This window comes from Klenkia brasiliensis, assembly GCF_900100695.1.
In the GTDB taxonomy this organism is placed as follows: Bacteria; Actinomycetota; Actinomycetes; order Mycobacteriales; family Geodermatophilaceae; genus Klenkia; species Klenkia brasiliensis.
This window is the reverse complement of sequence record NZ_FNCF01000004.1, coordinates 615779-642190: the sequence shown is the minus strand read 5'-3', so window position 1 is coordinate 642190 and position 26412 is coordinate 615779. Positions and strand designations below refer to the sequence as shown.

The 26412-nt window shown below is 75.8% G+C and carries 25 protein-coding genes and 1 riboswitch; of the genes, 14 read left to right on the top strand and 11 right to left on the bottom strand.

Translation table 11 applies throughout. The annotated features are described in order from the left end of the window. Positions 1-38: 38 nt before the first annotated feature. The 4 genes from BLT39_RS15005 to BLT39_RS14990 all read left to right on the top strand — a co-directional run bounded on the left by BLT39_RS15005 (position 39) and on the right by BLT39_RS14990 (position 6221). On the top strand, positions 39-2543 hold the full coding sequence (locus BLT39_RS15005; RefSeq protein ID WP_091064780.1) for a DEAD/DEAH box helicase: 2505 nt from the start codon (positions 39-41) through the stop codon (positions 2541-2543). Further along, entirely contained in the window at positions 2540-3325 is a 786-nt protein-coding gene (locus BLT39_RS15000; RefSeq protein WP_091064777.1) for a sulfite exporter TauE/SafE family protein, read from the top strand. Before BLT39_RS15005 ends, BLT39_RS15000 begins: the two co-directional genes overlap by 4 nt. Further along, positions 3322-4083: a sulfite exporter TauE/SafE family protein gene (locus tag BLT39_RS14995; RefSeq protein ID WP_091064773.1), complete on the top strand. Its 762-nt coding sequence runs from the start codon at positions 3322-3324 to the stop codon at positions 4081-4083. Before BLT39_RS15000 ends, BLT39_RS14995 begins: the two co-directional genes overlap by 4 nt. Before the next feature lie 185 nt (positions 4084-4268). Continuing rightward, positions 4269-6221 carry an HNH endonuclease signature motif containing protein gene (locus BLT39_RS14990; protein ID WP_131801496.1) on the top strand — a complete coding sequence of 651 codons (1953 nt, stop codon included), beginning with the start codon at positions 4269-4271 and terminating at the stop codon, positions 6219-6221. Positions 6222-6228: 7 nt separating this feature from the next. Here BLT39_RS14990 and BLT39_RS14985 read toward each other — a convergent pair whose 3' ends face one another. Genes BLT39_RS14985 through BLT39_RS14970 form a run of 4 tightly spaced genes read right to left on the bottom strand, consistent with a single transcriptional unit; the run spans position 6229 to position 10108 of the window. Then, entirely contained in the window at positions 6229-6783 is a 555-nt protein-coding gene (locus tag BLT39_RS14985) for an isochorismatase family protein (protein ID WP_091064766.1), read from the bottom strand. A 21-nt stretch (positions 6784-6804) separates the two neighbouring features. Next, entirely contained in the window at positions 6805-7395 is a 591-nt protein-coding gene (locus BLT39_RS14980) for a helix-turn-helix domain-containing protein (RefSeq protein ID WP_091064763.1), read from the bottom strand. Continuing rightward, complete coding sequence (locus BLT39_RS14975; protein ID WP_091064759.1) at positions 7392-9062, bottom strand: alpha-amylase family protein; 1671 nt, start codon at positions 9060-9062, stop codon at positions 7392-7394. The genes BLT39_RS14980 and BLT39_RS14975 overlap by 4 nt, the downstream gene beginning before the upstream one ends. Next, entirely contained in the window at positions 9059-10108 is a 1050-nt protein-coding gene (locus BLT39_RS14970) for a TIGR03885 family FMN-dependent LLM class oxidoreductase (RefSeq protein ID WP_091064755.1), read from the bottom strand. Before BLT39_RS14970 ends, BLT39_RS14975 begins: the two co-directional genes overlap by 4 nt. A gap of 93 nt (positions 10109-10201) precedes the next feature. Here BLT39_RS14970 and hrpB point away from each other — a divergent pair, with 93 nt between their 5' ends. Next, complete coding sequence (gene hrpB / locus BLT39_RS14965; RefSeq protein ID WP_242658442.1) at positions 10202-12622, top strand: ATP-dependent helicase HrpB; 2421 nt, start codon at positions 10202-10204, stop codon at positions 12620-12622. A gap of 48 nt (positions 12623-12670) precedes the next feature. Beyond that, positions 12671-13495: an HpcH/HpaI aldolase/citrate lyase family protein gene (locus tag BLT39_RS14960; RefSeq protein WP_242658441.1), complete on the top strand. Its 825-nt coding sequence runs from the start codon at positions 12671-12673 to the stop codon at positions 13493-13495. Here the strand turns inward: BLT39_RS14960 and BLT39_RS14955 are convergent, their stop codons facing one another. Further along, complete coding sequence (locus BLT39_RS14955) at positions 13496-14146, bottom strand: hypothetical protein (protein ID WP_131801495.1); 651 nt, start codon at positions 14144-14146, stop codon at positions 13496-13498. It abuts the gene before it with no gap. Positions 14147-14171: 25 nt separating this feature from the next. On the opposite strand from BLT39_RS14955, the gene malQ reads away from it, so the two are divergent. Then, on the top strand, positions 14172-16025 hold the full coding sequence (malQ, locus tag BLT39_RS14950) for a 4-alpha-glucanotransferase (RefSeq protein ID WP_242658440.1): 1854 nt from the start codon (positions 14172-14174) through the stop codon (positions 16023-16025). Further along, complete coding sequence (locus BLT39_RS22500; RefSeq protein ID WP_165640279.1) at positions 16022-16189, top strand: hypothetical protein; 168 nt, start codon at positions 16022-16024, stop codon at positions 16187-16189. The genes malQ and BLT39_RS22500 overlap by 4 nt, the downstream gene beginning before the upstream one ends. Before the next feature lie 15 nt (positions 16190-16204). Here the strand turns inward: BLT39_RS22500 and BLT39_RS14945 are convergent, their stop codons facing one another. After that, complete coding sequence (locus BLT39_RS14945) at positions 16205-17428, bottom strand: MFS transporter (RefSeq protein WP_242658439.1); 1224 nt, start codon at positions 17426-17428, stop codon at positions 16205-16207. 80 nt (positions 17429-17508) lie between these two features. Here BLT39_RS14945 and BLT39_RS14940 point away from each other — a divergent pair, with 80 nt between their 5' ends. Both BLT39_RS14940 and BLT39_RS14935 read left to right on the top strand, forming a co-directional pair. Then, positions 17509-18462, top strand: coding sequence for a WcbI family polysaccharide biosynthesis putative acetyltransferase (locus tag BLT39_RS14940; protein ID WP_091064744.1), 954 nt, complete (start codon positions 17509-17511; stop codon positions 18460-18462). Next, positions 18456-18869, top strand: a complete 414-nt coding sequence (locus BLT39_RS14935) for a hypothetical protein (RefSeq protein ID WP_091064740.1) — start codon at positions 18456-18458, stop codon at positions 18867-18869. Before BLT39_RS14940 ends, BLT39_RS14935 begins: the two co-directional genes overlap by 7 nt. Here the strand turns inward: BLT39_RS14935 and BLT39_RS14930 are convergent. Further along, positions 18844-19176: a YnfA family protein gene (locus tag BLT39_RS14930; protein WP_091064736.1), complete on the bottom strand. Its 333-nt coding sequence runs from the start codon at positions 19174-19176 to the stop codon at positions 18844-18846. The genes BLT39_RS14935 and BLT39_RS14930 overlap by 26 nt on opposite strands. Beyond that, positions 19173-19544: a GntR family transcriptional regulator gene (locus BLT39_RS14925; RefSeq protein WP_091064733.1), complete on the bottom strand. Its 372-nt coding sequence runs from the start codon at positions 19542-19544 to the stop codon at positions 19173-19175. Before BLT39_RS14925 ends, BLT39_RS14930 begins: the two co-directional genes overlap by 4 nt. 37 nt (positions 19545-19581) lie before the next feature. Here BLT39_RS14925 and BLT39_RS14920 point away from each other — a divergent pair, with 37 nt between their 5' ends. Beyond that, on the top strand, positions 19582-20406 hold the full coding sequence (locus BLT39_RS14920; protein ID WP_242658438.1) for a DUF998 domain-containing protein: 825 nt from the start codon (positions 19582-19584) through the stop codon (positions 20404-20406). Here BLT39_RS14920 and BLT39_RS14915 read toward each other — a convergent pair. Together BLT39_RS14915 and BLT39_RS14910 are read right to left on the bottom strand one after the other, a co-directional pair. Then, entirely contained in the window at positions 20397-21602 is a 1206-nt protein-coding gene (locus tag BLT39_RS14915) for an amidohydrolase family protein (RefSeq protein WP_242658437.1), read from the bottom strand. The genes BLT39_RS14920 and BLT39_RS14915 overlap by 10 nt on opposite strands. 35 nt (positions 21603-21637) lie before the next feature. After that, positions 21638-22396 (bottom strand): SDR family NAD(P)-dependent oxidoreductase, encoded by a 759-nt coding sequence (locus BLT39_RS14910; protein WP_091064729.1) that lies wholly within the window; start codon positions 22394-22396, stop codon positions 21638-21640. Positions 22397-22477: 81 nt separating this feature from the next. Here BLT39_RS14910 and BLT39_RS14905 point away from each other — a divergent pair, with 81 nt between their 5' ends. The 3 genes from BLT39_RS14905 to BLT39_RS14895 all read left to right on the top strand — a co-directional run bounded on the left by BLT39_RS14905 (position 22478) and on the right by BLT39_RS14895 (position 24284). Beyond that, positions 22478-23152, top strand: a complete 675-nt coding sequence (locus tag BLT39_RS14905) for a (2Fe-2S)-binding protein (RefSeq protein ID WP_091064727.1) — start codon at positions 22478-22480, stop codon at positions 23150-23152. A gap of 40 nt (positions 23153-23192) precedes the next feature. Further along, positions 23193-23309, top strand: a riboswitch (cobalamin riboswitch). Between the two features lie 22 nt (positions 23310-23331). Further along, positions 23332-23535 carry a CbtB-domain containing protein gene (locus BLT39_RS14900; protein ID WP_091064723.1) on the top strand — a complete coding sequence of 68 codons (204 nt, stop codon included), beginning with the start codon at positions 23332-23334 and terminating at the stop codon, positions 23533-23535. Beyond that, the gene (locus BLT39_RS14895) at positions 23535-24284 is read left to right on the top strand and encodes a CbtA family protein (RefSeq protein WP_091064719.1); all 750 of its coding nucleotides are present in this window, start codon (positions 23535-23537) and stop codon (positions 24282-24284) included. The genes BLT39_RS14900 and BLT39_RS14895 overlap by 1 nt, the downstream gene beginning before the upstream one ends. 58 nt (positions 24285-24342) lie before the next feature. On the opposite strand, the gene BLT39_RS14890 is transcribed toward BLT39_RS14895, so the two are convergent. After that, entirely contained in the window at positions 24343-26223 is a 1881-nt protein-coding gene (locus BLT39_RS14890) for a helix-turn-helix domain-containing protein (RefSeq protein ID WP_242658436.1), read from the bottom strand. Positions 26224-26412: the final 189 nt, after the last annotated feature.

Sequence of the window (26412 nt, the reverse complement as noted above, 5' to 3'; positions counted from 1 at the left end):
GCGTCCGGCGGGCACGCGTGCGGGACCCTGGGACCACCATGGCTGTTCTCTCCCCTCCTGACGGCGCCGACGCCGACACCCTGTTCACCGAGTTCGCCGCCTGGGCGTCGGAGGCGGGCACCGCGCTGTACCCGCACCAGGAGGAGGCGCTGATCGAGCTGGTCAGCGGCGCCAACGTGGTGCTGGCGACCCCCACCGGGTCGGGCAAGTCGCTGGTCGCGACCGGGGCGCAGTACGCCGCGCTCGCCCAGGACCGGGTGAGCTTCTACACCGCACCGATCAAGGCCCTGGTCAGCGAGAAGTTCTTCGCGCTGTGCGGGGTGTTCGGCGCGGAGAACGTCGGCATGCTCACCGGCGACGCGGCGGTCAACGCCGACGCGCCGATCATCGCGTGCACCGCCGAGGTGCTGGCCAACATCGCGCTGCGCGAGGGCCGCGAGGCCGACATCGGGCTCGTGGTGATGGACGAGTTCCACTTCTACGGCGACCCCGACCGGGGCTGGGCCTGGCAGGTGCCGATCCTGGAGCTGCCCGACGCCCAGTTCCTGCTCATGTCGGCCACCCTCGGCGACACCACGGCGCTGCGCGAGGACCTCACCCGGCGCACCGGCCGGCCCACCGCGCTGGTCGCCGGCGCCGAGCGCCCGGTGCCGCTGCACTTCTCCTACGCCACCACCCCGGCGCACGAGACGATCCAGGAGCTGCTGGACACCCGGCAGGCGCCGGTCTACGTCGTGCACTTCACCCAGGCCGCCGCGCTGGAGCGGGCGCAGGCGCTGATGAGCGTGAACGTGTGCACCAAGGAGGAGAAGGCCAAGATTGCCGACCTGATCGGCGGGTTCCGGTTCTCCAGCGCCTTCGGGACGACGCTGTCGCGGCTGGTGCGGCACGGCATCGGCGTGCACCACGCGGGGATGCTGCCCAAGTACCGGCGGCTGGTCGAGCAGCTGGCCCAGGCCGGTCTGCTCAAGGTCATCTGCGGCACCGACACCCTCGGCGTGGGCATCAACGTGCCCATCCGCACGGTGGTGTTCTCCGCGCTGAGCAAGTACGACGGCACCCGCATGCGGCTGCTCTCGGCGCGGGAGTTCCACCAGATCGCCGGGCGGGCCGGCCGCGCCGGGTTCGACACCGCCGGGTACGTCGTCGTCCAGGCGCCCGACCACGAGGTGGAGAACCTCAAGCAGTTCGCCAAGGTCGCCGACGACCCGAAGAAGCGCCGCAAGCTGGTGCGCAAGAAGGTCCCCGAGGGCATGGTGCCGTGGAGCGAGGCCACCGCCCAGCGGCTGGAGACCGCCGAGCCCGAGGCGCTGACCAGCCACTTCCAGGTCACCACCGGGATGCTGCTCAACGTGCTGGCCCGCCCGGGCGACCCGGTGGCGGCGCTCGCGCAGCTGCTCACCGACAACCACGAGCCCCGCAAGCGGCAGCTCCGGCACATCCGGGACGCCATCGGCATCGGCCGCACGCTCATCGCCGCGGAGGTGGTGGAGCGGGTCGTCGTGGACGGCCACCCGACCTACCGGCTCACCGGCGACCTGCCGCCCGGGTTCGCCCTCAACCAGCAGCTGTCCACGTTCGCCCTCGCCGTCATCGACCTGCTCGACCCGGCCTCGGAGACCTTCGTCGTCGACGTCGTCAGCGTCATCGAGTCCACGCTGGACGACCCGCGGCAGATCCTGGGCACCCAGCTGAACAAGGCCCGGGGCATCGCGGTGGCCGAGATGAAGGCCGAGGGCATCGAGTACGAGGAGCGGATGGAGCTCCTCGAGGAGATCACCTACCCCAAGCCGCTGGCCGAGCTGCTGGAGGCCGCGCACGAGACGTTCGTGCGCGGCAACCCGTGGGCCGCCGCGGTGGAGCCCTCGCCGAAGTCCGTCGTCCGGGACATGTGGGAGAACGCCTACACCTTCCGCGAGCTGGTCAACGCCTACGGCCTGACCCGGTCCGAGGGCGCGGTGCTGCGCTACCTGACCGACGCCTACCGGGCGCTGCGGTCGGGCGTGCCGGCCGAGGCCCGCACCGAGGAGGTCACCGACGTCGTCGAGTGGCTGGGCGAGGTCGTGCGGCAGGTGGACTCCTCGCTGCTGGACGAGTGGGAGGAGCTCACCAACCCCGTCGCCGACGTCGCCGTCCCCGCGGTGCCGACCCGGCCCCGGCCGCTGACCGGGAACGTGCGGGCGTTCACCGCGATGGTGCGCAACGCGGTCTGGCAGCGGGTGCAGTTCTGGGCCCGGCGGCGCTGGTACGACCTGGGCGAGCTGGACGCCGGCTCCGGCTGGGACGCCGAGCGCTGGGGCGAGGTCGTGCAGGCCTACTTCGCCTCGCACGCCTCCGTCGAGACGGGCGCGGATGCCCGGGGACCGGCGCTGTTCGTCGTCGACCGCTCCTCGCGCCCGGGGTTCTGGGAGGTGCGGCAGATCATCGACGACCCGGACGGCGACCACGACTGGGGCATCGACGTCGAGGTCGACCTCGAGGCCTCGGACGAGCAGGGTGCCCCGGTGCTGCGCGTGGTCGACGCCGGACGCAAGGACTCGTGACCGTCTGGGAGGTGGTCGCGGTCATCGCCGCCGGGCTGGCCGCCGGGGGCATCAACGCCGTCGTGGGGTCCGGGACGCTCGTGACGTTCCCGGTGCTGCTGGCCGTGGGCCTGCCGCCGGTGACCGCGACGGTGTCGAACTCGATGGGCCTGGTGCCGGGCAACCTGACCGGTGCGCTGGGCTACCGGCGGGAGCTGACCGGTCAGCGGCGGCTGCTGCTGTCGCTGTTCCCCGCCTCGGTGCTGGGTGCGCTGACGGGGGCGTTCCTGCTGCTGCACCTGCCGGCGACGGCGTTCGAGACCGTCGTCCCGGTGCTGGTGGGGCTGGCCGTCGTCCTGGTCGCGGTGCAGCCGCTGCTGCAACGGTGGCTCCGGCACCGGTCCTCCGGGGCCGGGCCCTCCCCCACCGACCGCGTGGGCCCGGGCCGGACGGCGGCGCTGTTCGGGTGCGCCTACGCCACCGGCACCTACGGCGGGTACTTCGCGGCGAGCCAGGGCGTGCTGCAGATCGGGCTGTTCGGCCTGCTGCTGCCCCACTCCCTGCAGCAGCTCAACGCGCTGAAGAACGTGCTGACCCTCGGGGTGAACGCGGTCGCCGCGATCACCTACGCGGTCGTCGCCACCGACCGGGTCGACTGGGCCGCCGCCGGGCTGGTGGCGGCCGGTTCACTGGTCGGCGGGTTCCTCGGCGGTCGGTACGGACGCCGGCTGCCGTCCTGGCTGCTGCGGTCGCTGATCGTGGCCGTCGGCGTGGTGGCGATCGTGGTGCTGGTGACCCGGTGACCGTCGGCACCTGGCTGCTCCTGCTGCTGGCCGGGGTCGGCGGCGGGCTGACCGGCTCGATCGCCGGGCTCGCGTCGCTGATCAGCTACCCCTCGCTGCTGGCCGCCGGGCTGCCACCGGTGACCGCGAACGTGACGAACACGGTCGCGCTGGTGTTCAACGGGGTCGGGTCGGTGAGCGCCTCGCGGCCCGAGCTCGTGGGCCAGGGGCGGCGGCTGGCGCGGCTGTCGGTGGCCGCGCTGCTGGGCGGGGTCACCGGCACCGTGCTGCTGCTGATCACCCCGGCCGGCGGCTTCGAGCGCATCGTGCCGTTCCTCATCGCGGCGGCGTCGGTGGCGATCCTGGTGCAGCGGCCACCCCGCGAGCTGGCGGTGGAGGGGTCCCGGCACCCCGGCGGGTCGGGCTGGTGGCTGGCGCTCGGCGTGTACGGGATCGCGATCTACGGCGGCTACTTCGGGGCGGCGGCCGGGGTGCTCATGCTGGCGATGTTCCTGCTCGCGACCGGGACGACGGTGGCCCGGGGCAACGCGGCGAAGAACGTGCTGCTGTTCGTGGCCAACCTGGTCGCGGCCGTGGGGTTCGCGCTGTTCGCCGACGTGGCGTGGTCGGCGATGCTGCCGCTGGCGATTGGGTTCTTCGTGGGCGGCCGGCTGGGCCCGCGGGTGGTCCGCCGGGTCGACGGCACCTGGCTGCGCCGGGTCATCGCGGTGCTGGGCATCGGCCTGGCCGTCAAGCTCGGGTTCGACGCCTTCGGCTGACCGCGTCGCCGGCTGGCCCCCGCTCGCGGCCCGCGGCCCGCGGCGCTCGGCCGATCTTGGCATGCCCCTCCGACAGGTTCGCCGACCCCTGTGGACACGGCTCCGACCTGCGGTTTCACCTTGTCCACACCGCGTCGACCAGGTAGACTTCGAACACGTGATCGAACGAGGCGGCGGTGGTGGCGGTGCGGCAGGACGCAGTGGTCGGCAGCCGTCTCGGGGTCTCGCTGGGCATCGCGCAGGTCGAGATCTTCGCCTCCGCCGCTGCCCGCGCCGCCGTCCTCGAGGCCGAGCGCATCGCCCAGGTCGCCGTCGACGACGACACCAGCACCCTGACCTACCGCCCGACCCGGCTGGCCGACCTGCTCGTCGCCCCCACCACCGGGCGGGCCGAGGTCCACGCCGTGCTCCGCGACGTCGCCGAGGCGCAGGCACAACTGCACGCCCTGCAGGCTGCTGCGATCTCCCGGCTGGCGGAGCTGCAGCCCCATCAGTCAGCGCTCCCCGGCTCCCGCGCCGGCGACCCCGCCGACGCCGACCGGCCCGACGACTGGGTCCCCGACGAGGTCGCCGTCGTGCTCGGCATCGGCACCGGGACGGCGTCGGTGCTGGTGGACAAGCAGCGGGTGCTCGTCGAGCAGCTGCCGCAGGTGTGGGCGGCGTTGGCCGACGGCCGGGTGGACGTCCGCCGCGCCCAGGTGCTCGTCGACGCCCTCGCCCACCGCAAGCGGTCCGCGGGCGGCGGTCTGGACGACGCCGTCGTCGATGCCGTGGCCGCCCAGGGCCTGCGCTGGATCGGCGAGGGCATCGGCCCCACCCCGCTCGCCGACCGCGTCGGCGGTGCGCTCATCGCCGCCGACCCGGCCGAGGCCGACCGGCGGGCCGAGCGCCGGAAGCGGAAGCAGAACGTGTCCGTGACCGGCTGCGGCGACGGTCTCGCCGGCCTGCGGGCGGACCTGCTCGACGCGGCGGACGCAGCGGCGATGCAGTCGGTGGTCGACGCCATGGCGGCGGTCATGCGGAAGGGCGGCGACCGCCGGCCCGTCGGTCAGCTGCGCGTCGAGGCGCTGAAGCAGCTGCTGACCAGGCCGTGGGAGACCGTGCCCGACGAGGTGGCCCGCGCGTGCTGGCACCTGCGCCTGCAGGTGGACCTGGCTGACCTCGACGACCTGGGCCCCGTGCTGGACGACGTGGCCCCCGCGCTGGACGACCTCGGCCCGGAGCAGGACGACCTCGGCGGGACGCACGACGCCCCGGCTGCACCCGCTCCCGGCGCACGGGAGGGTGGTTGCCCGCCAGCTCCGCCACCCGCGGGCCACGGGAGAACCCGGCACCGGCAGGACGACGACGTCGCCCGCGGCGGTGGGTGCGGTGTCGGGTCGGTGGGTCGGCTGCCGGTCACGCCCGTGGCTGTCGCGGAGATCCTGGCCCGGTTCGAGGCGCTGATGACCGCCGGACCGGCCGGACGGGTCGGCGGCGGCGAGGTGTGGTTCGAGGTCGTCGACCGCACGGGGCGGCTCCGGGCCGTCGCGTCGGTGGCGGAGCTGCGGGCAGCCGTCCGGCGGGGCGGCGGCCTCGGACCTCCGCCACCGGTCGACCGGTACGCACCGAGCGCCGCCCAGGTCAGGTTCGTCAGGGCACGCGACCGGCACTGCCGCTTCCCCGGCTGCGCCCGGCCGGCGGAGTACGTCGACCTGGACCACGTGGTCCCTCGCGACCACGACGACCCGGCCGCGGGCGGCCCGACGTGCGTGTCGAACCTGGTGTGCCTGTGCCGACGGCACCACCGGCTGAAGACGCACGCCCCGGGCTGGGTGTTCGCGATGGACGCCGACGGCACGCTGCGCGTCACCCCGCCCGGCGGCCCCACCCGCACCACCCGGCCCGCGGGCATCGCCGAGGTCGACATGTCGACACGGACGTTCCCCGACCTGCTCACCGGCCTCCTCGGCCGCACCCCGGCCCGCTTCCGCTCCCCCACCCCGGAGGAGCGCGCCGCACGCCGGCAGGCCGCGGCCGACCGGGCCCGCCTGGCCGCCGAGATCGACGCCGAGCTGGAGGCAGCCCTGGCACGGGCCACTGCCGGCGCGCCGGGGAGCAACTGCTCCGCGGACGAGGTCGACCCGCCGCCGTTCTGAGGCGGGGTCAGGCGAGGGCGGCCAGGGCGCCGGCGGTGGTGGTGACCCGGGCGATGAGCGGGAAGATCCGGGCGACGGCGAACTCGTGCATGACCGCGTCCGTGCTGCTGGTCGCGTCCTCCACCAGCACGACCGCGAACCCGTGCTCGCGCGCGTCTCGGGCGGTCGACTCCACGCCCATGTTCGTGGCCAGCCCGACCAGCACCACGGTGTCCACGGAGCGGTCCCGCAGCTCCGTGGACAGGTCCGTTCCGTGGAACGCGCTCCACGACCGCTTCACCACGACCAGGTCGCCCAGCGGCACGAGCTCGTCCACCACGTCACCCGGCGGCGGGGTCGCCGCCGTCCGCTGCACGTCGGCGTCCGCCGGCGGCGCCTGCCCCGGCTCGGCCTTCACCAGCACCACCGGTGCCCCGACCGCCCGGAACGCCTCGGCCAGCTGCAACGCGTTCTCCAGCACCGTGTCCGCCGGGTGCGGACCGACGTCGCGGCTCACCACCCCCCGCTGCAGGTCCACGACGACCAGCGCGGTGCGGGCGGGGTCCAGGGAGGAGACGGCCACCTCAGCAGCCTCCCACGGGCCTCAGGTCGACCCCTTCGGCCGGGCGCGCAGGTGCAGCCGCTCCCCCTGCTTGCTGAACAGCGCCAGCAGCTCCACCGGCCGGTCGTCCGCGCTGCCGAACCAGTGCGGCGTCCGGGTGTCGAACTCCGCGGCCTCCCCGCGCCCCAGCACCAGGTCGTGCTCGGCCAGCACCAGCCGCAGCCGCCCCGACAGCACGTACAGCCAGTCGTAGCCCTCGTGCGTCCTCTGGTCCGGCTGGCCCCGGCCCGTCCCCGGCCGCACGACCAGCTTGTAGGCCTGCAGACCACCGGGCTGCGAGGACAGCGGCCACATCGTCATCCCGTGCATCTCCACCGGCTCGCTGCGCACCCGCGGGTCCCCCACCCGCGGCGCCCCGACCAGCTCGTCGAGAGCCACCCCGTGCGCCCGCGCGATCGGCAGCAGCAGCTCCAGGGTCGGCTTGCGCCCGCCGGACTCCAGCCGCGACAGCGTGCTCACCGAGATCCCCGTCGCCGCAGACAGCGCGGTCAGCGTCTGGTCCCGCCGTTGCCGCAGCGCCCGCAGCCGCGGCCCGACCCCCGCCAGGACCGGGTCGTCCTCCGACGAGGTCACAGCAGCCGCCGCGTCCCCGGGGCCACCACCCGCAGCCAGCGGTAGCCGTAGCCCTCCAGCGGCACGTCGGCCCGGCCGTGCTCGTCCAGCGCCGTCGTGCCCTCCACCAGCAGGTCGGCGAGCAGGTGCTCCGCGCCGCAGCCGTCCAGGGCCAGCGGCACCACCGCCGGCTCCGGGCCCAGGTTGTGCAGCGCCACCAGCGCGCCGTCGTCCCACGAGCACAGGTGCGCCAGGACCGCGGCGTGCGGCTGCTCCAGCACCTGGAACTCGCCCCACCCGAGCTCCGGGCACTCCTTGCGCCGCGAGATCAGCCGCCGGAAGAACGACAGCAGCGAGTCCGGGTCCTTGCGCTGGTCGGCCACGTTGACGAACTCCGGCCCGTAGCCGCCGGTCACCACCGGACCGGGCAGCTTCGCGGCCTTCGCCCGCGAGAAGCCGCCGTTGGTCCCCGACGTCCACTGCATCGGCGTGCGGACGGCGAGCCGGCTGCCCACCTCGAGCTGCTCCCCCATCCCGATCTCCTCGCCGTAGAAGATCGTCGGCGTCCCGGGCAGGGAGAACATCAGGCTGTAGACCATCCGCACCCGCCGCGGGTCCCCGCCGAGCATCGGGGGCAGCCGGCGGATCAGGCCCCGGTCGTAGATCTGCATGGCCGGGTCGGGCCCGAAGGCGGCGAACACCTCCTGCCGCTCGTCCTCGGTGAGCTTGTCCAGGGTCAGCTCGTCGTGGTTGCGCACGAACGTGGCCCACTGCGAGTCCGGCGACGTGACCGGCCGCCCGGTGAGCGCCCGGGTCAGCGGGCCGGCGTCCTGCCGGGCCAGCGACAGGTAGGTGGCCTGCATGGAGATGAAGTCGAACTGCATCGTCAGCTCGTCGCCGTCGGTGCCGCCGAAGAACTCCAGCTGCTGCTCGAAGGGCAGGTTGACCTCGCCGAGCAGGATGCCGCCGTTGGTCCGCCGGTCCAGGAAGCTGCGCACGTCGCGCATCCAGGCGTGCGGGTCGGGCAGCCGGTCGGCCTCGGCCCCGCTGGTGTCCAGCAGGAACGGGACGGCGTCCATCCGGAACCCGTCCAGGCCCAGCTGCGTCCAGAACCCGACGATCTTCGCGATCTCGTCGCGGACCAGCGGGTTCGTCACGTCCAGGTCGGGCTGGGTCTTGTAGAACTGGTGCAGGTAGTACTCGCCGGTGCGCTCGTCGAGCTCCCAGATCGAGTCCTCCTGGTCGGGGAAGACCACCTGGTCGCTGGTGTCCGGCGGGGTGTCCGACCGCCACACGTACCAGTCCCGCTTCGGGCTGTCCTTCGACCGGCGGGACTCCTTGAACCACGGGTGCTGGTCGGAGGTGTGGTTGACCACCAGGTCGGCGATCACCCGCAACCCCCGGTCGTGCGCGGTGCGGACCAGCTCCACCAGGTCGCCGTGGGTGCCCAGCCGGGGGTCCACGCCGTAGAAGTCGGTGATGTCGTAGCCGTCGTCCCGCTCGGCGGTCGGGTAGAAGGGCATCAGCCACAGGCAGGTGACCCCGAGGTCGACCAGGTGGTCCAGCCGCTGCACCAGGCCGGGGAAGTCACCGGTGCCGTCGTCGTCCCAGTCCATGTAGGTCTCGACGTCCAGGCAGTACAGGACGGCGTTCTTCCACCACAGGTCCGCGGTGTCGCTGACCCTCACGCCAGCACCGCCGGCTGCGGCTCCTGCTCGGGACGCCGCACGCCCTCCGGACCGGGTGGGTCGATCGCCACCGCGGGCGCGGGCGCGGTGACGTCGAGCTGCGGCAGGACGTCGGACCCGAACGCGTCCAGGAACCGCTCCTGGCGCTGCCCGACGTGGTGCAGCACCACCTGGTCGAAGCCCAGCTCGGCGTACTCGGCGATCCAGGCGGCGTGCTGCCCCAGGTCCGCGGACACCCGCACGGCCTCGCGCACCTGGTCGCGGGTGACCAGCTCGCCCACCTGGTCGAAGCTCTTCGCACCCTCCAGCTCCCAGCACGTCGGGGGCGGCAGCAGGTTCGAGCGCCACTGGTCGTAGGCGATCTCCAGGGCCTCGTCGTCGTCCGGCGCCCAGGACAGGTGCACCTGCACGGTCGCCGGGCCGTGCCCGCCGGCGTCCCGGTAGGCGTCGAGCACCTCGCGCAGCCGGTCGTGCGGCTGGTTGATGGTGATCAGGCCGTCGGCCCAGTCCGCACCCCGGCGGGCGGTCGCGGCGGTGACGGCGGGGCACACCAGCGCGGGCTGCTGCTCGGGCAGCGACCACACGCGCGCGCGGTCGACGGTGACGAGCCCGTCGTGGGTGACCTCCTCGCCGGCCAGCAGGGCGCGGATGACGTCGACGCACTCGCGCAGCCGGGCGTCGCGCAGCTCCTTGCGCGGCCACTGCTGCCCGGTCACGCGCTCGTTCATCAGCTCGCCCGACCCCAGCGCCACCCAGAACCGGCCCGGGTTCATCTCCGCCAGCGTCGCGACCGCCTGCGCGATGACCACCGGGTGGTACCGCTGCCCCGGCGCGTTCACCGCCCCGAAGGGCAGCGACGTCGTCGCCAGCGCGGCGCCGAGCCAGGACCAGGCGAACCCGGACTGGCCCTGCCGCTCCGACCAGGGCTCGAGGTGGTCCGAGCACATGGCGGCGGTGAACCCGACCCGCTCGGCGTGCTGGACGGCGGTGAGCAGCTCCGACGGCGGGATCTGCTCGTGGCTGGCGTGGAAGCCGATCACGGTCACCCGGCCGTGTCTAGCGGCTACCCCGCGGTAGGGCGACCCGGGTTGCGGGGTGCAACGGGTCACCGCGACGTGGGGGGACCGACACTGGTCCCCGTGCTGCCCGCGGACGTCGACCTGCCGGTGCGCGCGGTGCTGCCCGAGCTGGCCGCGGCCCTCGACCGGCACGGCAGCGCCGTCCTGGTCGCCCCGCCGGGCACCGGCAAGACCACCCTGGTCCCCCTGGCGCTGGCCGGGCACGGCCGGGTGCTGGTCGCCGAGCCGCGCCGGGTGGCCGCCCGCGCGGCGGCCCGGCGGATGGCCGACCTGCTGGGCGAACCCGTCGGGCAGCGGGTCGGGTTCAGCGTGCGCGGGGAGTCCCGGCGGTCGCGCGCCACCCGGGTCGAGGTGGTCACCACCGGGCTGCTGGTCCGCCGGCTGCAGGCCGACCCGGAACTGCCCGGGGTGGACGTCGTGGTGCTCGACGAGGTGCACGAGCGGCACACCGACACCGACCTCGCGCTGGCCTTCGCCCTCGACGTCCGGGCCGCGCTGCGCCCCGGGCTGCAGCTGCTGGCCATGTCCGCCACCGCGCAGGCCGACCGGCTGGCGCGGCTGCTGGGCGGCGCACCGGTGGTCGAGGCGACCGGCGCGCTGCACGACGTCGAGGTGGTGTGGCACGGCGTCCCCGCCGCGCCCGGTGTCGACCCGCGGCTGCTGGACGCCGCCGCCGACGCGGTGCGGCAGGCGCTGGCCGAGGGCCCGCACGACGTGCTGGTGTTCCTGCCCGGCGTCGCCGAGATCGGCGCGGTGCAGCGCCGGCTCGCCGGGGTCGACGCGACCGTCCTGCCGCTGCACGGCCGGCTGCCGTCGGCCGAGCAGGACGCCGCGCTGCGGCCCCGCGACGGCCGGCGGGTGGTGCTGGCCACCGACGTCGCCGAGTCCAGCCTGACCGTGCCCGGGGTGCGGGTGGTGGTGGACGCCGGCCTGGCCCGCACGCCCCGGGTCGACCTGTCCCGCGGGCTGGGCACCCTCGTGACGGTGCCCGCCTCGCAGGCCGCGGCCACCCAGCGCGCGGGCCGGGCCGGGCGCGAGGGACCGGGCCGGGTGCACCGGCTCTGGTCGGCCGCCGAGCACGCGCGGCGGCCCGCCGCGCCCGAGCCGGCGATGGCCACCGCCGACCTGACCCCCGTCGCCCTCGAGCTCGCCGTCTGGGGCGCCCCCGGCGGCACCGGGCTGGCCCTGCTCGACCCGCCGCCCGCCGCCGCCCTCGAGGTCGCCGGCCAGGTGCTGCGCGAGCTCGGCGCCGTCGACGACGACGGTCGGGTCACCGACCGCGGCCGCCGCCTCGCCGGGGTGGGCGCGCACCCCCGGCTGGCCCGTGCGCTGCTGGACGGCGCTCCGCTGGTCGGGTCGCACCGCGCCGCCGAGGTGGTCGCGCTGCTGTCGGCCGACGCCGTCCCGCGCACCGACGACCTCGCCGCGGCCCTCCGGGAGGCCCGCCGGTCGCGCGGGCCGTGGGCGGAGGAGGTGCGTCGGCTGTCCCGCGCGGTGCCCGAGGTGCCGGCCACCGACGTCCCCGACGACACCGCCGTCGGGTTGGTCGCCGCGCTCGCCCACCCCGGCTGGCTGGCCCGCCGCCGCCCGGGCACCGAGCGCACCTACCTGCTGGCGGCCGGGACCGGCGCCGAGCTGCCGGCCGGCTCGGCGCTCGCCGGCGCGGGGTGGCTGGCCGTCGCGGTCGCCGACCGGGCCCCCGGACGGCGCGACGCCCGCATCCGGCTGGCCGCCGCGGTCGACCGCGACACCGCGTTGGAGGTCGGCGAGCACACCGACGGGCCCGAGGTGGTGTGGCGCGAGGGAGACGTGCGCGCCGCCCGGGTCGAGCGGCTGGGCGCGGTGGTGCTCGCCGAGCGGCCGCTGCCCGACCCCGACCCCGCCCGCGTCGCCGCAGCCGTCGCCGAGGGCCTGCGCACCGAGGGCCTCGCGCTGCTGCGCTGGACCCCGGCCGCGACGTCGCTGCGGCACCGGCTGGCCGCGGCGGCCGCCGGGCTCGGCGACCCGTGGCCCGCCGTGGACGACGAGGCGCTGGCCACCGCGCTGGCGCGCACCCCGCAGCTGCAGGCCGCCCGCAACCGCGCCGACCTGCGCCGGCTGGACCTGGTCGCCGCGCTGCGCGCGCTGGTGCCCTGGCAGGTCGCCGGCACCCTGGACGACGTCGTCCCGGAGACGGTGGTCGTGCCCGGTGGCACCGCGCACCGGGTGGACTACACCGACCCCGACGTGCCGACCGCGTCGATGCGGGTGCAGGAGGCCTTCGGCTGGCGGGACACCCCGGTCGTCGCCGGCCGGCCGCTGCGGCTGGAGCTGCTCTCCCCGGCCCGGCGGGTGGTGGCCACCACCGGGGACCTGGCCGGGTTCTGGACCACCGGCTACCCCGCCGTCCGCAGCGAGCTGCGCGGCCGCTACCCCCGCCACCCCTGGCCGGAGGATCCGGCGACCGCGGTGCCGACCCGCCGGGCGAAGCCCCGGGGCTGAGTCACAGCGCCGCGTCGAGGATGATTCCGGCCCGTGCAGAGACGACACGTGGAAGCCGACATCTCCCGCTCCTGGCTGCTGGTCAACGGCGCCCGGGACCACGCCGAGTTCGACGCCGCGCTCGCCTCGCGCGCCGACCAGGTGATCCTCGACATCGAGGACGCCGTGGACCCCCAGGCCAAGCCCACCGCCCGGGCCTCGGTCGTGGAGTACCTCTCGACCGAGCGGGACCGCCAGGCCTGGGTGCGGATCAACGACCACTCCACCCCGTTCTGGGCCGACGACGTCGCCGCCCTGGCCGGTCTGCCGGGCCTGGCCGGCGTGATGCTGGCCAAGACCGAGGACGGCAGCCACGTCACCGAGACCTACGACCGGCTCGGCGGCGCCACCCGGGTGCTGGCGCTGGTGGAGTCCGCGCTGGGCATCGAGGAGGCCGTGCACATCGCGAAGGCCCGCGGCGCGTTCCGGCTGGCCTTCGGCTCGGGTGACTACCGCCGCGACACCGGCACCGCCGCCGACGACCTGGCCATGGCCTACCCGCGCTCCCGCCTGGTCGTGGCCAGCCGGGTCGGCGGCCTGCCGGGCCCGATCGACGGCCCGACCGTGGGGTCCAGCCACGGCGTGCTGCGCGACGCCACCGAGGTGACCGTCTCCCTGGGCCTGACCGGCAAGCTCTGCCTGGTCATCGACCAGCTGCCGGTGATCAACGAGGTCATCTCCCCCACCCCGTCGGACGTGGCGTGGGCGACGGACTTCCTGGCCGACTTCGACGCCCGCGGCCAGGTCATCCGCGACGGCAGCGACCTGCCGCGCCTCGGCCGGGCCCGCAAGATCATGAACCTGGCGACGGCGTTCGGCGTCGAGCCCGCCTGATCAGCCCAGCAGGTCCACCACCTGCGCGGGGTCGGTGGCGACGTCGGTGTGCAACCCGGCGCCGTCACCGACCACCGCCCAGCCACGACGGCGCGCCTCCTCGGCGTCCCGGTCGTAGGCGCTCGACAGGTGCACGTAGCTGACGTCGGCGTCCGGCCAGACCTCGGGCACCGGCACCTCCTCGTCGTAGAGGTCCAGCGGCAGGGCCGGCGCCTCGGCGGTGATCTCGGCCCGCAGCTGCGGGTCGGGCAGCAGGTCGGCCATCGCGTCCGGCCCCCACCAGGTCGGCCAGGGCGGGATCCGGCCGTCGCGGGCGAGCCCGGCCACCGCGCGGCGCAGGTCGGCCGAGGGCAGCGTGGCCCCGTGCCGCACCGGGACGACGGCGTCCACCCACACCACCCGGCGCGCACCCACCGCGGCGGCCACCGAGGGCAGCACCACCCCGGCGCCGGAGAACCCCAGCACGGCGTCCACCGGCCCGCCGGACGCCGCGCCGCGGGTGTAGGCGCCCCACCAGCCCTGCGCCACCTCGACGGTCGCGCGCAGGTCCGGGACCGCGACCCGGTGCCCCGCGGCGGTCAGCTCGCGGGCCAGCGGGCGCAGCACCGCGGCGCTGAGCAGCGGCGGGTGGCACAGCAACCAGGTCGGCATGCCACCCATGACACCAGCCCCGAGGATGGACGGCGTGAGCACCGACCGCTGGGGCATCGACGACCGCTGGCTCGACGCCCTCGACACCGAGCACACCGTCGAGCAGGACACCATCGACCGGCTGCGCGAGGTCATCGGCGAACCGCCGGCCGACCTCGAGGACACCGCGCCGATCGTCGCCGTCCCCGGGGACGCCCTGGAGGTGGACCGGGCGCTGGTGGTCTGCGAGGACGGCACCAGCGTGGACGTCGACGGCGAGCTGCCCGAGGACATGCCGCTGGGCTACCACCGCATCCGCACCCCCGACGGCCGCGACCGGCTGCTCGTGGTGCACCCCGGCCGTTGCTGGCTGCCCGACGAGCGCAGCTGGGGCTGGGCGGTGCAGCTCTACGCCGCCCGGGGCTCGGGCAGCGCCGGGGTGGGCGACCTGGCCGACCTGCGCACCGTCCGGCAGCTGGCGCAGGCGCAGGGCGCGGGCTTCGTGCTGGTCAACCCGCTGCACGCAGTGGGCCCGGGACCCGAGCAGGAGGACAGCCCCTACCTGCCCGCCACCCGCCGCTTCCGCAACCCGGTCTACCTGCGCCTGGACGACGTCCCGGGCGTGCAGCTGACCGACGACGACCGCGCCCGGGTCGCCGAGCTCAACGCCGCCGAGCTGCTGGACCGGGACGCCACCTGGGCGCTCAAGCGCGCCGTCCTGCAGCGCACCTTCGACGCAGACCCGCACCCCGAGGGCTTCCGCGACTGGTGGTGGCGCCAGGGCCAGGCGCTGCAGGACTGGGCGAACTGGGCCGCGATCGCCGACGAGCACGGCGCCGACTGGCACACCTGGCCGGCCGACCTGCGCGACCCGCACGGGTCGGCCGTCCGGGAGTGGTCGACCGCGCACGAGCCGCAGGTGGCCTTCCACGCCTGGCTGCAGTGGCTGCTGGACGGCCAGCTCACCGACGCCACCGGCGACCTCACCGTCATCCAGGACCTGCCGATCGGCGTCTCGGGCGGCGGCGCGGATGCCTGGGCCTGGCAGGACGTGCTCGCCGAGGGCGTCAGCGTCGGCGCCCCGCCGGACGCCTTCAACGCCCGCGGCCAGGACTGGGGCTCCCCGCCGCTGGTGCCCTGGCGGCTGCGCGCCGCGGACTACGCACCGTTCGTGGAGTCCATCCGGGCCACCATGGCCGGGGCCGGCGGCCTGCGCATCGACCACGTGATGGGCCTTTTCCGGCTGTGGTGGGTGCCCGGTGGCGACCCGACGGCCGGTGCCTACGTCCGCTACCCGGCCGAGGACCTGCTGGGCATCGTCGCGCTGGAGAGCCACCGCGCGCAGGCCGTGGTGGTCGGCGAGGACCTGGGCACGGTCGAGGACGGCGTGCGGGAGACCATGGCCGAGCACGGCGTGCTGTCCTACCGGCTGCTGTGGTTCGAGGACGACGCCCCCGCGGAGTGGCCGGCGGCCGCGATGGGTGCCATCACCACCCACGACCTGCCCACGGTCGCGGGTCTGTGGACCGGGTCCGACGTCGCCGAGCAGGTGGAGCTGGGCACCGGCGAGCGCGAGCAGCTGGAGCGCGACCGCCAGCAGCTGCTCGCCCACCTCACCGACCACCCCGACGGGCCCACGAAGCGGATGGGCGTGGCCAAGGCCGTGGAGCGGGCGCACGCGCTGCTGGCCACCGCGCCCTGCCTGCTGGTCTCGGCCACCCTGGACGACGCCCTCGGCGTGGAGCGGCGGCCGAACGTGCCCGGGGCGATGGAGCGGCCGAACTGGCGGCTGCCGCTGCCGGTCGCCGTCGACGACCTCGCCGGCCACCGCGGGGTCCGGGCCGTCGCCCGGGCACTGGGGGTTTCGTCGCCGAGCGGGTCGGGGACCGGTGCTGCATGAGCACCCCCGACCACGACACCCCGACCACCGACGACGTCATGGTGCCGACCGAGAACGTGTCGCCCGACCACCACGAGCACGCCAAGGACCCGCACCCCTCCGAGGAGCTGCTCGAGGCCCGCACCCAGCACGAGCGCGAGCAGGTCGGCTCCGACGACGCCTGATCCCCGGCGCTGTCCCTAGCGCTGGGTCGGGTCCAGGGAACGGGTCCGGCCCAGCGCGAGGGTCAGCAGCAGCGTGGCCGCGGTGAACCCGCCGGCCAGCAGCACCACCGCGGTCCACCCGGAGCCCTGCCAGGCCTTGCCGGCCAGGGTGCCGCCGACCGACGAGCCGACGTAGTACCAGAACGAGTACAGCGAGGCGGCCTGGCCCACCGGCCGGCCACCGAGCGCGGCCCGGGCCCCCACCCATCCGCTGGCCACCGCGTGGGCGGCGAAGAAGCCGATCGTGAGCACGCACAGGCCCAGCACGAAGCACCACAGCGGCGCGGCCAGGGTCAGCGCCAGCCCGCCGGCCATCACCAGCACCGACACCGGGACCACCAGCCGCCGGCTGGACCGGTCGGCCAGCCACCCGGCGGTCGGCGAGCTCGCCGAGCCCAGCAGGTAGGCCAGGAACACCAGCGAGGCCAGTGCCGGGGTCAGGTCGTAGGGCGCGGACTCCAGCCGGAACGTGCCCGCGTTGTAGACCGCGACGAACGCGGCCATCAGGAACGCCGCGACCGCGTAGAGCATGAGCAGCGCCGGGTCGGTGAACGCACTGGCCAGCGAGCGCAGCAGCGGCTGGGACCGGTCCACCGGCACGAACCGGCGTGCGGCCGGCATCAGCGCCCGGACGGCGAGCGCGCAGGCCACCCCCAGCACCGCCACCCCGCCCAGGGCCACCCGCCAGCCGCCCAGGTCGGTGAGGAAGCCGCCCAGCAGCCGGCCGGTCAGCCCGCCGATGGCGTTGCCGGCGATGAACAGCCCGATCGCCCGCGAGCTGACCGAGGGGTGCAGCTCCTCCCGCAGGTAGGCCACCGCCACCGCCGACAGGCCGGCCAGCGCGAAGCCCTGCAGGCCGCGCAGCGCCAGCAGCAGCGGCCAGGTCGGGGCCAGCGCGATCAGCACCGCCAGCACCGCGGACGCCGCCAGGCTCAGCTGCAGCAGCCCGGTGCGGCCGCGGCGGTCCGACAGCGGGCCCAGCACCAGCAGCCCGACCGCCAGCGAGACCGTGGACACCGAGATGGACAGCGTGGAGGCCGCCGGGCCCACGTCGAAGGCGCGGGCCAGCTCGGGCAGCAGCGCCTGCGGCTCGTAGAGCATCGCGAAGGTGGCGATGCCGGCCAGGAAGACCGCCAGCGACGCCCGCCGCAGCCCCGGCTCCCCCGCACGGTGGCCGACGGGGAGCTGCACGGCGGTCACGTCGACCACCTTGCAGCCCTGACCAGCGGCGGGGCCAGCCGGGGTCGCCCATCTCACGTCGAGGTCCCAGGCTGGGGCCCGTGACGACGCACCAGGTGGAGATCCCGGTCCCCGAGCACCTGCGCCGCTGGCACGAGCTCGACGCGCGCACCGTGGAACCGGGCAGCGTGGGCTTCGTGTGGGGCAACTGCCAGGCGGAGTCGATCCGCCGGATGGTCGCCCCCGCCGGCGCCGAGCACGGCGTGGAGTTCGTCCGGCTGCCACCGGTGTTCGAGATGGACGAGGCCGAGGTCGGTCGGCTGCACGAGCTGGTCGCCGTCGCCGGGGTGCTGGTCACCCAGCCGGTCAAGGACGAGTACCGGGTGCCCGGCTGCGGCAGCGAGCAGCTGGTCGCGCTGCTGCCCGCCGACGCCCGGGTGGTGCGGGTGCCCACCACCTACTACGAAGGCCTGTTCCCGTGGCAGGTGCACGCCCACGACGCCCACGGCGCGCGGGTGGACGCCCCCCTCACCGACTACCACGACCTGCGGCTGCTGCAGGCCGCGGTCCGCGGGTCGACGGTCGAGCAGGCGGTGGACCACCTCGTGGGCTGCAGCCCCGACCCGGACGCCGTGCGGGACCTGGCCACGGCCTCGCAGCACGAGCTGCGCCGGCGCAACGCCACCCTCGACGTCGACACCACCGACGCCGTGGTCGCCGGGGGCGCCACGGCGATGTGGACGGTGAACCACCCGGCCAACGCCACCCTGCGCGAGGTCGGCGCCGGGGTGCTGGCGACGCTGGGCTGGGCCGGGGAGCCCGCGGTGCCCGACCACCAGATGCTCGGCAGCTCCAAGGCCCCGCTGGACGCCGCCGTCCTCGCCGCCCTGGACCTCGACCCGACCGCGGCCCGGCCGCGGTGGGAGCTCGCCGGCCGGGACGTGCCGTGGGCCGAGGTCGCCGCGGCCCAGCTCGCGCTCTACGCCGACCGCCCGGACGTCGCCCGCCGTGCCGTGGACCGCTACGCCGACCGGCTGGACGCACTGGGGTGCTGACCCGCGCGGGGATCGGCTGCTGGGTGCTCACGTCGGCGGCCCTGCCCGAGCGCATGCTGCCCGGCTGGGACCCGGGGCACGTCGCTCACCTGACCCGGTGCGTGCGGCGCAGCTACCGGCTGGACCTGGTCGAGCCCGGTGACCCGGTGCTGCTGTGGTGCAGCGGGCGGGTGGACCCGGGGGTGCACGCGGTCGGCACCGTGACCGGGCTCGACCCCGGTGCCCTCGAGGTCGGGGTCCGGTGGACCCGGCTGGCCGACCCGGTGCCCCGCGGTGCGCTGCTGGCCGACCCCGTGGCGCGCACCGCCGAGGTCCTGCGCATGCCGGCCGGCAGCAACCCGTCGTGGCTCTCGCCGGCGCAGTGGGCGGCCGTGCAGGACCTCAGCCCGACCGCGGCGCGTACATGATCACCGCGACGCCCACCAGGCACACGAGTGCGCCGACGACGTCCCACCGGTCGGGCCGGAACCCGTCGGCCACCGCGCCCCACAGCAGCGACCCCACGATGAACACCCCGCCGTAGGCCGCCAGCACCCGGCCGAACTCGGCCGAGGGCTGCAGCGCCGCGACGAACCCGTACAGGCCCAGCGCCACGACCCCGGCCGCGGCGACCAGCCAGCCCCGGTGCTCCCGCACGCCCTGCCAGACCAGCCAGGCGCCGCCGATCTCGCAGACCGCAGCCAGCAGGAACAGCGCGACCGAGCGCGCGGTCACCGGCGGGCCGTCAGCGCGTCGTGCACCACGGCGAGCACGGTGTCGTCGTCCAGCCCGTCGGCGCGGGCGGCGGCCACCAGCCGGTTGGCCGCCCCCCGCAGCCGGGCCCGCGCCGGGTCGCCGGAGCCGCCGGTCACGACGGTGCCGGCCCGCCCGCGACCCTCGACCAGCTCGTCGACCTCGAGCTCGGCGTAGGCCCGGGCCACCGTGCCGGGGGCGACGCCCAGCTGCTCGGCCAGCCCGCGCACGGTGGGCAGCCGGTCGCCCTCGGCCAGCCGGCCGTCGTGCACCCGCTCGGCGATCTGGGCGCGCAGCTGCTCGTAGGGCGGGGTGCCGTTGCCCGCGTCCACCACCACGTCGAGGGTCACGGGCACCAGTCTGCCGGTGCTGGGACCATGGGTACCCGTGACCGACAGCGAGCCGAGCACCGCCCCGACGTCCCTGAGCCGCACCCGCTACCTCGCGGGGGCCCTGGCGTGGGTGCTCACCCTGCAGTTCTTCGTCGTCGAGGCGGTCGCGATCGCCCGGTTCGGCGGCTACAGCCGGGGGGACGAGACGATCAGCGACCTCGGCACCGGCGTCTCCGCCGCCGCCGGGCTGATGAACGCCTCCTTCATCGCCCAGGCGGTGCTGATCATCGCCGGCGCGGTGCTGCTGTTCCCGGCGCTGGTCGGCCTCGGCGGCCGGCTGGCGCTGGCCCTGCTGACCGCCGCCGGGGCCGGGGTGCTGCTGGTCGGGCTGTTCCCGGCCGACGACGGCGGCGCCACGCACACCGTCGGCGCGATCCTGTACCTGCTGGGCAGCGGCCTGGGCCTCATCGCGCTGGCCTACGGCGTGCGGCCCCGCTCGGAGGCCGTCGGCACGGTGCTGGCCCTGCTCGGGCTGGTCGGCACCATCGGCACGGTCTTCTTCGGCACCGGCGTCACCGCCCTGCTCGGGGCCGGCGGCATGGAGCGGCTCGGCGCCTACGTGCTGCCGGTCGGGCTGGCCGTCGCCGCCGTCCTGCTGGTCCGGCAGCAGGACGACTGGCGCGTGGAGCTGCCCGAGGGCGAGGACGTCCCGCTCACCAGGCGGCAGCGCCGCGAGCTGGAGCGGGCCGAGGCGTTCGACCGGGCACGGGCCCGCGACGAGGCGCTGGAGGCGCACGCGAACAGGCAGCGCACCGCCGACGACGAGGACGACGAGCCCTTCGACGAGGAGGCCGCCTGGCGGACGCCCCGTCAGCGCTGAGCCACGACCTCGCCGAGCCGCACCACCACGCGCGGCGCCCCGTGCCGGGCCAGCAGGTCCACGGTGCGGGTGGCGTCGTGCACCAGCAGGTCGCCCGGCCCGCCCTCGCGCAGCCCGTAGGAGGTCAGCCCGAGCACCCGGGCGGCCGAGGTGGTGACCAGGTCGACGAGGGTCTCCAGGTCCGCCGCCGAGCGCATCTCCAGCAGGTGCGCGGCCAGGAACGCCACCTCCAGCAGGTCGTGCCGGCCGAAGGGGTAGTAGGCGTCCTCCACGTCGTCCTGGCCCAGCCCCACCGCCAGGCCCTCGTCGACCAGCCGGCGCACCGGCAGCGCCCGGCCGCCGGTGTGCGGGTCGCTGACGAACCCCAGCCCCGCCGCGCGCGCCTGCGCGACCACGGTGGCCAGTTCGTCGGGGCCGTAGGCGCCCAGCGCGCGGGCGTGGCAGGCCACCCCGCGACCGATGAGGCCGTGCTCGACCATCGCCTCGGCCAGCATCCCGGTGGTGCGGTAGGTCGGGTCGGGGGCGTCGTCGGTCAGCATCGCCACCCGCAGCCCGCGGCGGGCGGCCAGCGCGCACGCCCACTGCACGTGCGCCCGCTGGTCGGTCTCGCCGTCCTCGATCCACGGGATGCCGCCCACCACGTCGGCGCCCAGGTCGAGCGCGGCCTCGACCAGCTCGGCGGTGCCGGGGTCGCGCAGCACGCCGTCCTGCGGGAAGGCCACCACCGACACGTCGACGGTGCCGGCGAACTCGGCCCGGGCGGCCAGCACCGCCTCCATCCCGACCAGCCCGGCGGCGGAGTCGACGTCGACGAAGGCCTGCACGTGCAGCACGCCGTGCTCGACGCCCAGGGCCAGCACCTCGCGGACGTTGGGCAGCAGCAGGTCGACCGACCAGTGCGCCTTCACCGCGCTGGCCAGGTCGATGCTGGCCGCGGACTCCGCCATGCCGTCGGCGGTGTAGGCCGCCAGCGCCGCCTCGCCGGCCAGCGGCAGGGTGCGCACCTTGTCCAGGTGCAGGTGGCCGTCGACGAACGGCTCGGTCACCAACCCGCCGTCGGCGTCCACCACCGGGACGCCGTCCGGCCGCGGGCGCGTGCCCGCGGGCGCGATCGACGCGACCCGGCCGCCGGCCACGTGGACGTCGACCACCCGGCCGTCGCGCAGGCGGGCAGCGGTCACCAGCAGGTCGCTCATGGCCGGTGTCCTACCGCACGGGTGTGACGCCCGGGTCACCGCTCCTGGTCGGTGGGCCGCACCAGGACCTCGTTGACCGCGACGTGCCGCGGCTGGCTGACCATGTAGACCACGGCGCGGGCGATGTCGTCGGACTGCAGCGGGGTCATCTCCTGCGCCATCCTCTTCGACGCCGCCTTGGCCTCGGGCTGGGTGATGTGGTCGGTCAGCTCGGTGGCCACGGCGCCGGGCTCGACCAGCCCGATCCGCACGCCGCGGGTGGTGACCTCCTGGCGGAGGGACTCGCTGAAGGCGTTCACCGCCCACTTGCTGGCGTTGTAGACGCCGGCGCCCTTGCGGGCCTGCCGGCCGGCGACGCTGGAGACGTTGACGACGTCGCCGGAGCCCTGCTCGACCATGCCCTCGATCGCCGCGTGGGTCATGTGCATGAGGCCGAGCACGTTGGTGTCGATCATCCGGCGCCAGTCCTCGGGGTCGGCGCCGACGATGGTGCCCAGCAGCATCACCCCGGCGTTGTTGACCAGGACGTCGAGACCGCCGAGCTCGGCGCGGGTGCGGGCGACCGCGTCGGTGCAGGCCTGCGGGTCGGTCACGTCGAGGTCGAGCTCCAGCACCCGGGTGCCCTCGGCCCGCAGCCGGGCGGCGAGGTCGGCCAGCCGGTCGGCCCGGCGGGCGCCGACGGCGACCGCGGCGCCGGCCTGCGCGAGCGCGACGGCGGTGGCCTCGCCGATGCCGGACGAGGCGCCGGTGACCAGGGCGACGCGCCCCTCGAGCGGTCGGGTGGGTGCGGACATGCGGGTGCTCCTGCCGGTCGGACGGGTGTCGCCCCACCCTGCGCCCGCCGCGCCCGATCGGCGCGCTGGCACCCTGGGGCGGTGCCCGTCGCCGCCCTCGCCGCCGCCGCGCGGCTCGGGGCGTTCTGCGCGGTGGACGAGGACGCCGGCCCCGGTGCGGTGGACCTGGCCGACGCCGACCGGCTGCTCGACGCCCGGGCGGCCGTGGTCTCCGCGGTGCTCGGCCCGGCCGCCGGGGCCCGCGAGGTGCACTCGCTGGTGCACCTCGGTGTGGCCGCCCGGGTGCTCTCCCCCGCCCTGGGCGCCGCGCTGGCCACCGGCGTGCTGCCGGTGCCGGCCTCGGTCGTGCTGCAGCCGGCGGGGTCGAACCCGGTGCCGATGGCGTGGTCGGGTGTGCGGACGGTCGCGGTCCCCGCGCCGGAGGACGTCGCGGCCGGGCTGGCCGCGCACTGGCTGACCCCGCTGGTCGGCCCGTGGACCGCCGCCGTCGCGGCCCGGTCGGTGTCCACCCGGGTGCTGACCGGCAACGTGGTGTCCGCCCTGCACGGCACGGCCGTCGTGGTGGCCGGTGCCCGGCCGGACCTCGCCACCCGCACCCGGGCGGTGCTGGACGCGCTGCTGGCCGCGGGCCCCCTGGCCGGCACCGGCGGGTGGCGGCAGGGCGGCGGCTTCGCCCGGCGGTCGTGCTGCCTGCTGCACCGGCTGCCGGGTGCGCTGCCGTGCGCGGACTGCGTGCTGGTCGGGCTGCCTGCGTAGCTACGCACCTTCGACGTTGGTGGACCGGGGAACCCGGCCGTAGGTTCCGCACAGCTGCGGTGCAGGGAAGCCGGTGGGAGTCCGGCGCGGTCCTCGCCACCGTCACCCGGGCGCTCGCGCCCGGCAGCCGGACACCGGCCGCGGCGCTCCCACGAGTGATGGACGGAAAGGGTTCCCCGATGACCTCTGCACAGCACACCACCCCCCGCACCGCCGTGCCCCGCATGGCCGTGCCGGCCTACGCGTGGGCCCTGGCGCTGCTCGCGCTGTTCGCCCTCTACCTGGTCGCCCAGGACAACGGGGCCGTGCTCGCCTCGGCCGGCGACCTCGCGCACGAGTTCTTCCACGACGCCCGGCACTCGCTGGGCATGCCGTGCCACTGATGGCGGCCGCCCTCGACAGCCCCCGCCAGGAGACCGCCCCCCGCTTCGCCCCCCTGCTGGGTCGCTTCGCCCTCGCCGGCGCGGTGGCCGGGGTGGCGTCGGGGACGTGGGCGCTGCTGGTGACCGAGCGGGCCATCGCGCCGGCGCTGGCGCTGGAGGAGGCCCGCGGCGGCGGGCACGAGCACGGCGAGGAGCTGGTCGGCCGCGGCACGCAGCTGGTCGGCGGGTTCCTCGGCACCGTGGTCGCCGCGGTCGTGTTCTCCGTCGTCGTGGCCGCGGTCTACGCGGGCGTGCGGCACCGGCTGCCCGGGCGCACCGACGTCGGCCGGGTCGCCGTCCTCACCGCGGTCGGGTTCGGCGTGTTCGCACTGCTGCCGGCGCTGAAGATGCCGGCCAACCCGCCCGCCGTGGGCGACCCGGACACCGTCGGCACCCGGACGGCGATCTACATCGCGGTGCTGGGCGCCGGCGTGGTCACCGCGCTGCTGGTGTCGGCGCTGGTCGGCACCCTGCGGGCCCGCGGCCTGCACCCCTCGGCGGTGGCGACCGCGGCGGTGCTGCTGACCGTCGCACTGGTGGCGGCCACCGTGCTGCTGGTGCCGGACAACCCGGACAGCATCGCCTCCGACGTCCCCGCCGCCGTGGTGTGGGACTTCCGGCTGGCGTCGCTGGGCCAGCTCGCGGTCATGTGGACGACCCTCGGCCTGGCCGCCGGCTACCTCGTCGACCGCCTCGCCCGCCGCAGCTGAACCGCACCGTCGGGGCCCGCCACCCACCCGGGTGGCGGGCCTCCGTCGTCCCCGGGCCTCAGGCCTGGGCGAGGGCCTCCAGGCCGTCGTCGAGGTAGGGCAGGCCGGTGGCCTCCACCGGGGGCCGGTGGGCCTGGTCCAGGCCGCGCATCCGGGCCGCGTGCAGCGCCAGCAGCAGGTTCAGCCGCAGCGTGGGGTCGGAGGTGAAGGGCCCCAGCATCCGCTCGAGCTTGCCGATCCGGTAGCGCATCGTGTTGTAGTGGAAGTGCAGCCGCCGGGCGGACTCCGCGACGTTGAGGTTGGTCTCCAGCAGCACCCGGAGGGTGTCGCGCAGGTCGGCGGAGTCGGGGTCGGCGGCGTCGGCCAGCGGGCCGAGCACCTCGTCGACGTAGGACCGCAGCTCCGTGGAGTCCGGGATCAGCGACAGCAGCCGGAACACCCCGAGCTGGTCGAAGTGGGTGACGGTGGCCTCGCCGTGGATCTCCTGGCCGACCTGCAGCGCCCGCTGCGCCTGCTGGTGCGCCTCACCCAGCCCGGACAGCTCCCGCGCCGGCCGGCCGATGCCGGTGGCCAGCACCCGCCCGACGCGGCGCAGCCGGGCGTTGACCCGGCCGGTGACCGCGGCGACCAGCGAGGTGAGCTCCTCGGGGGTCCGGCCGTCCAGCGGCAGCACGGTGACGATCTCGGTGGCCAGACCCGCCACCGCGGCGCCGGCGACCTCGCCGTCGATCGCGGCCCGCCAGCCGTCGGCCAGCCGGTCCAGCACGTCCAGGGCCCGGGTGGGGTCGGCGCTGGCGTCGGCGACGGTCTCGGTGGCGGTCACCAGCACCACCACCGGCCCGTCCAGCCGCCAGCCGAAGGAGCGGGTGTAGGCCAGCGCCCGCTCCGTGTGCCCGACGGTGCCGCTGACCAGCCGGCGCACCATGTCGCCCTGGAAGCGCAGCTCCACCGAGTGCACGGCCTGGTGGCGGATCTCCGACAGCGCCGCGATGACCGCCCCGCGCTCGAGCACCGCGCCGGCCCCGACCAGCATCGGCCCGTGCCGGTTGACCGCGACCAGCCAGCCGTGCCGCTGGTCGCCGGCCATGATCGGCGCGACGGCGTACTCGCCGACCCCGCCGGGCAGCTCGTGGTGGCCGGGCACCAGCAGGATGCCGTCGGCCGGTGACAGGTCGGCGTCGGCCAGCACGTCGGCGGGGGTGACGATGGCCTGGTCGGCCCGGTTCTCCGACAGCCGGCGCGCGCTGGGCAGGTCGGAGTAGGCGTCGTCGGCGGCGGCGTCGAGCAGCCACAGCCAGTCCCGCACCTCGGCGACGTCGTCGGAGGGGCCGGCGCTGGTGGCGATCTCGCGGTCGGGGCCCAGGCCGAGCACCGCGGCGCCGTCGAGGAAGGTGGCCGCCTGCGCGGTGACCTCGGCCAGCCCGCCGCCGGTGAGCGCGACGTCGATGAACTGGTTGTGCATCCGGTCGGCCAGGCTCAGCGCCTGGGTCTGCTTGGACACGATGGCGCCGAACACCTCGGCCACCACCAGGTCCAGCCGGGAGGTGCGCGGCAGCGCGACGACCGGGAAACCGCGCCGGTCGGCCTCGTAGCGGACCTCCGCGGGGACGGCGGGCGGGCCCTCGGCGTCGCGGTAGGCCAGCGCCGCGGTGCCCAGCGCGGTGAGCCGCTCGATGAGCGCGCGGCACTGCGCCGGGTCGGCCGGCGGCAGCCGGGCGCCGAGCACGACCAGGACGTCGGGACCGGCACCGGCCAGCGGGTCGGCGGGGTCGTCGACGACCACCTGGCGGACCACCCGGCCGGCACCCGCCGAGCCCGCGACGAGGGTGCCGTCGGTGAGCGCCAGCAGCTGGGTGACCGACAGGCCCATGCTGTCCTCGAGGGCGGTGCGCTCGGTCGGCGCCACTCGGGACAGCGCCGGTTCCGACCTCGTCGTCACCTGACGCAGCGGAGCCGTCCGGCCACCGTCCGAGGTCAAGCCCAGTCCTTGATCACGATCCGTCACCGTGCAGTCCCCCCACGTCCCGTGCTCCCCCGGTTGTGCTGCCTCATCCTGTCAGAGCTACCTGGAGACGGCCACGCATTCTTGGCTAGTTACGCCATACGAGGCCGGTGGACGCGCCGCATA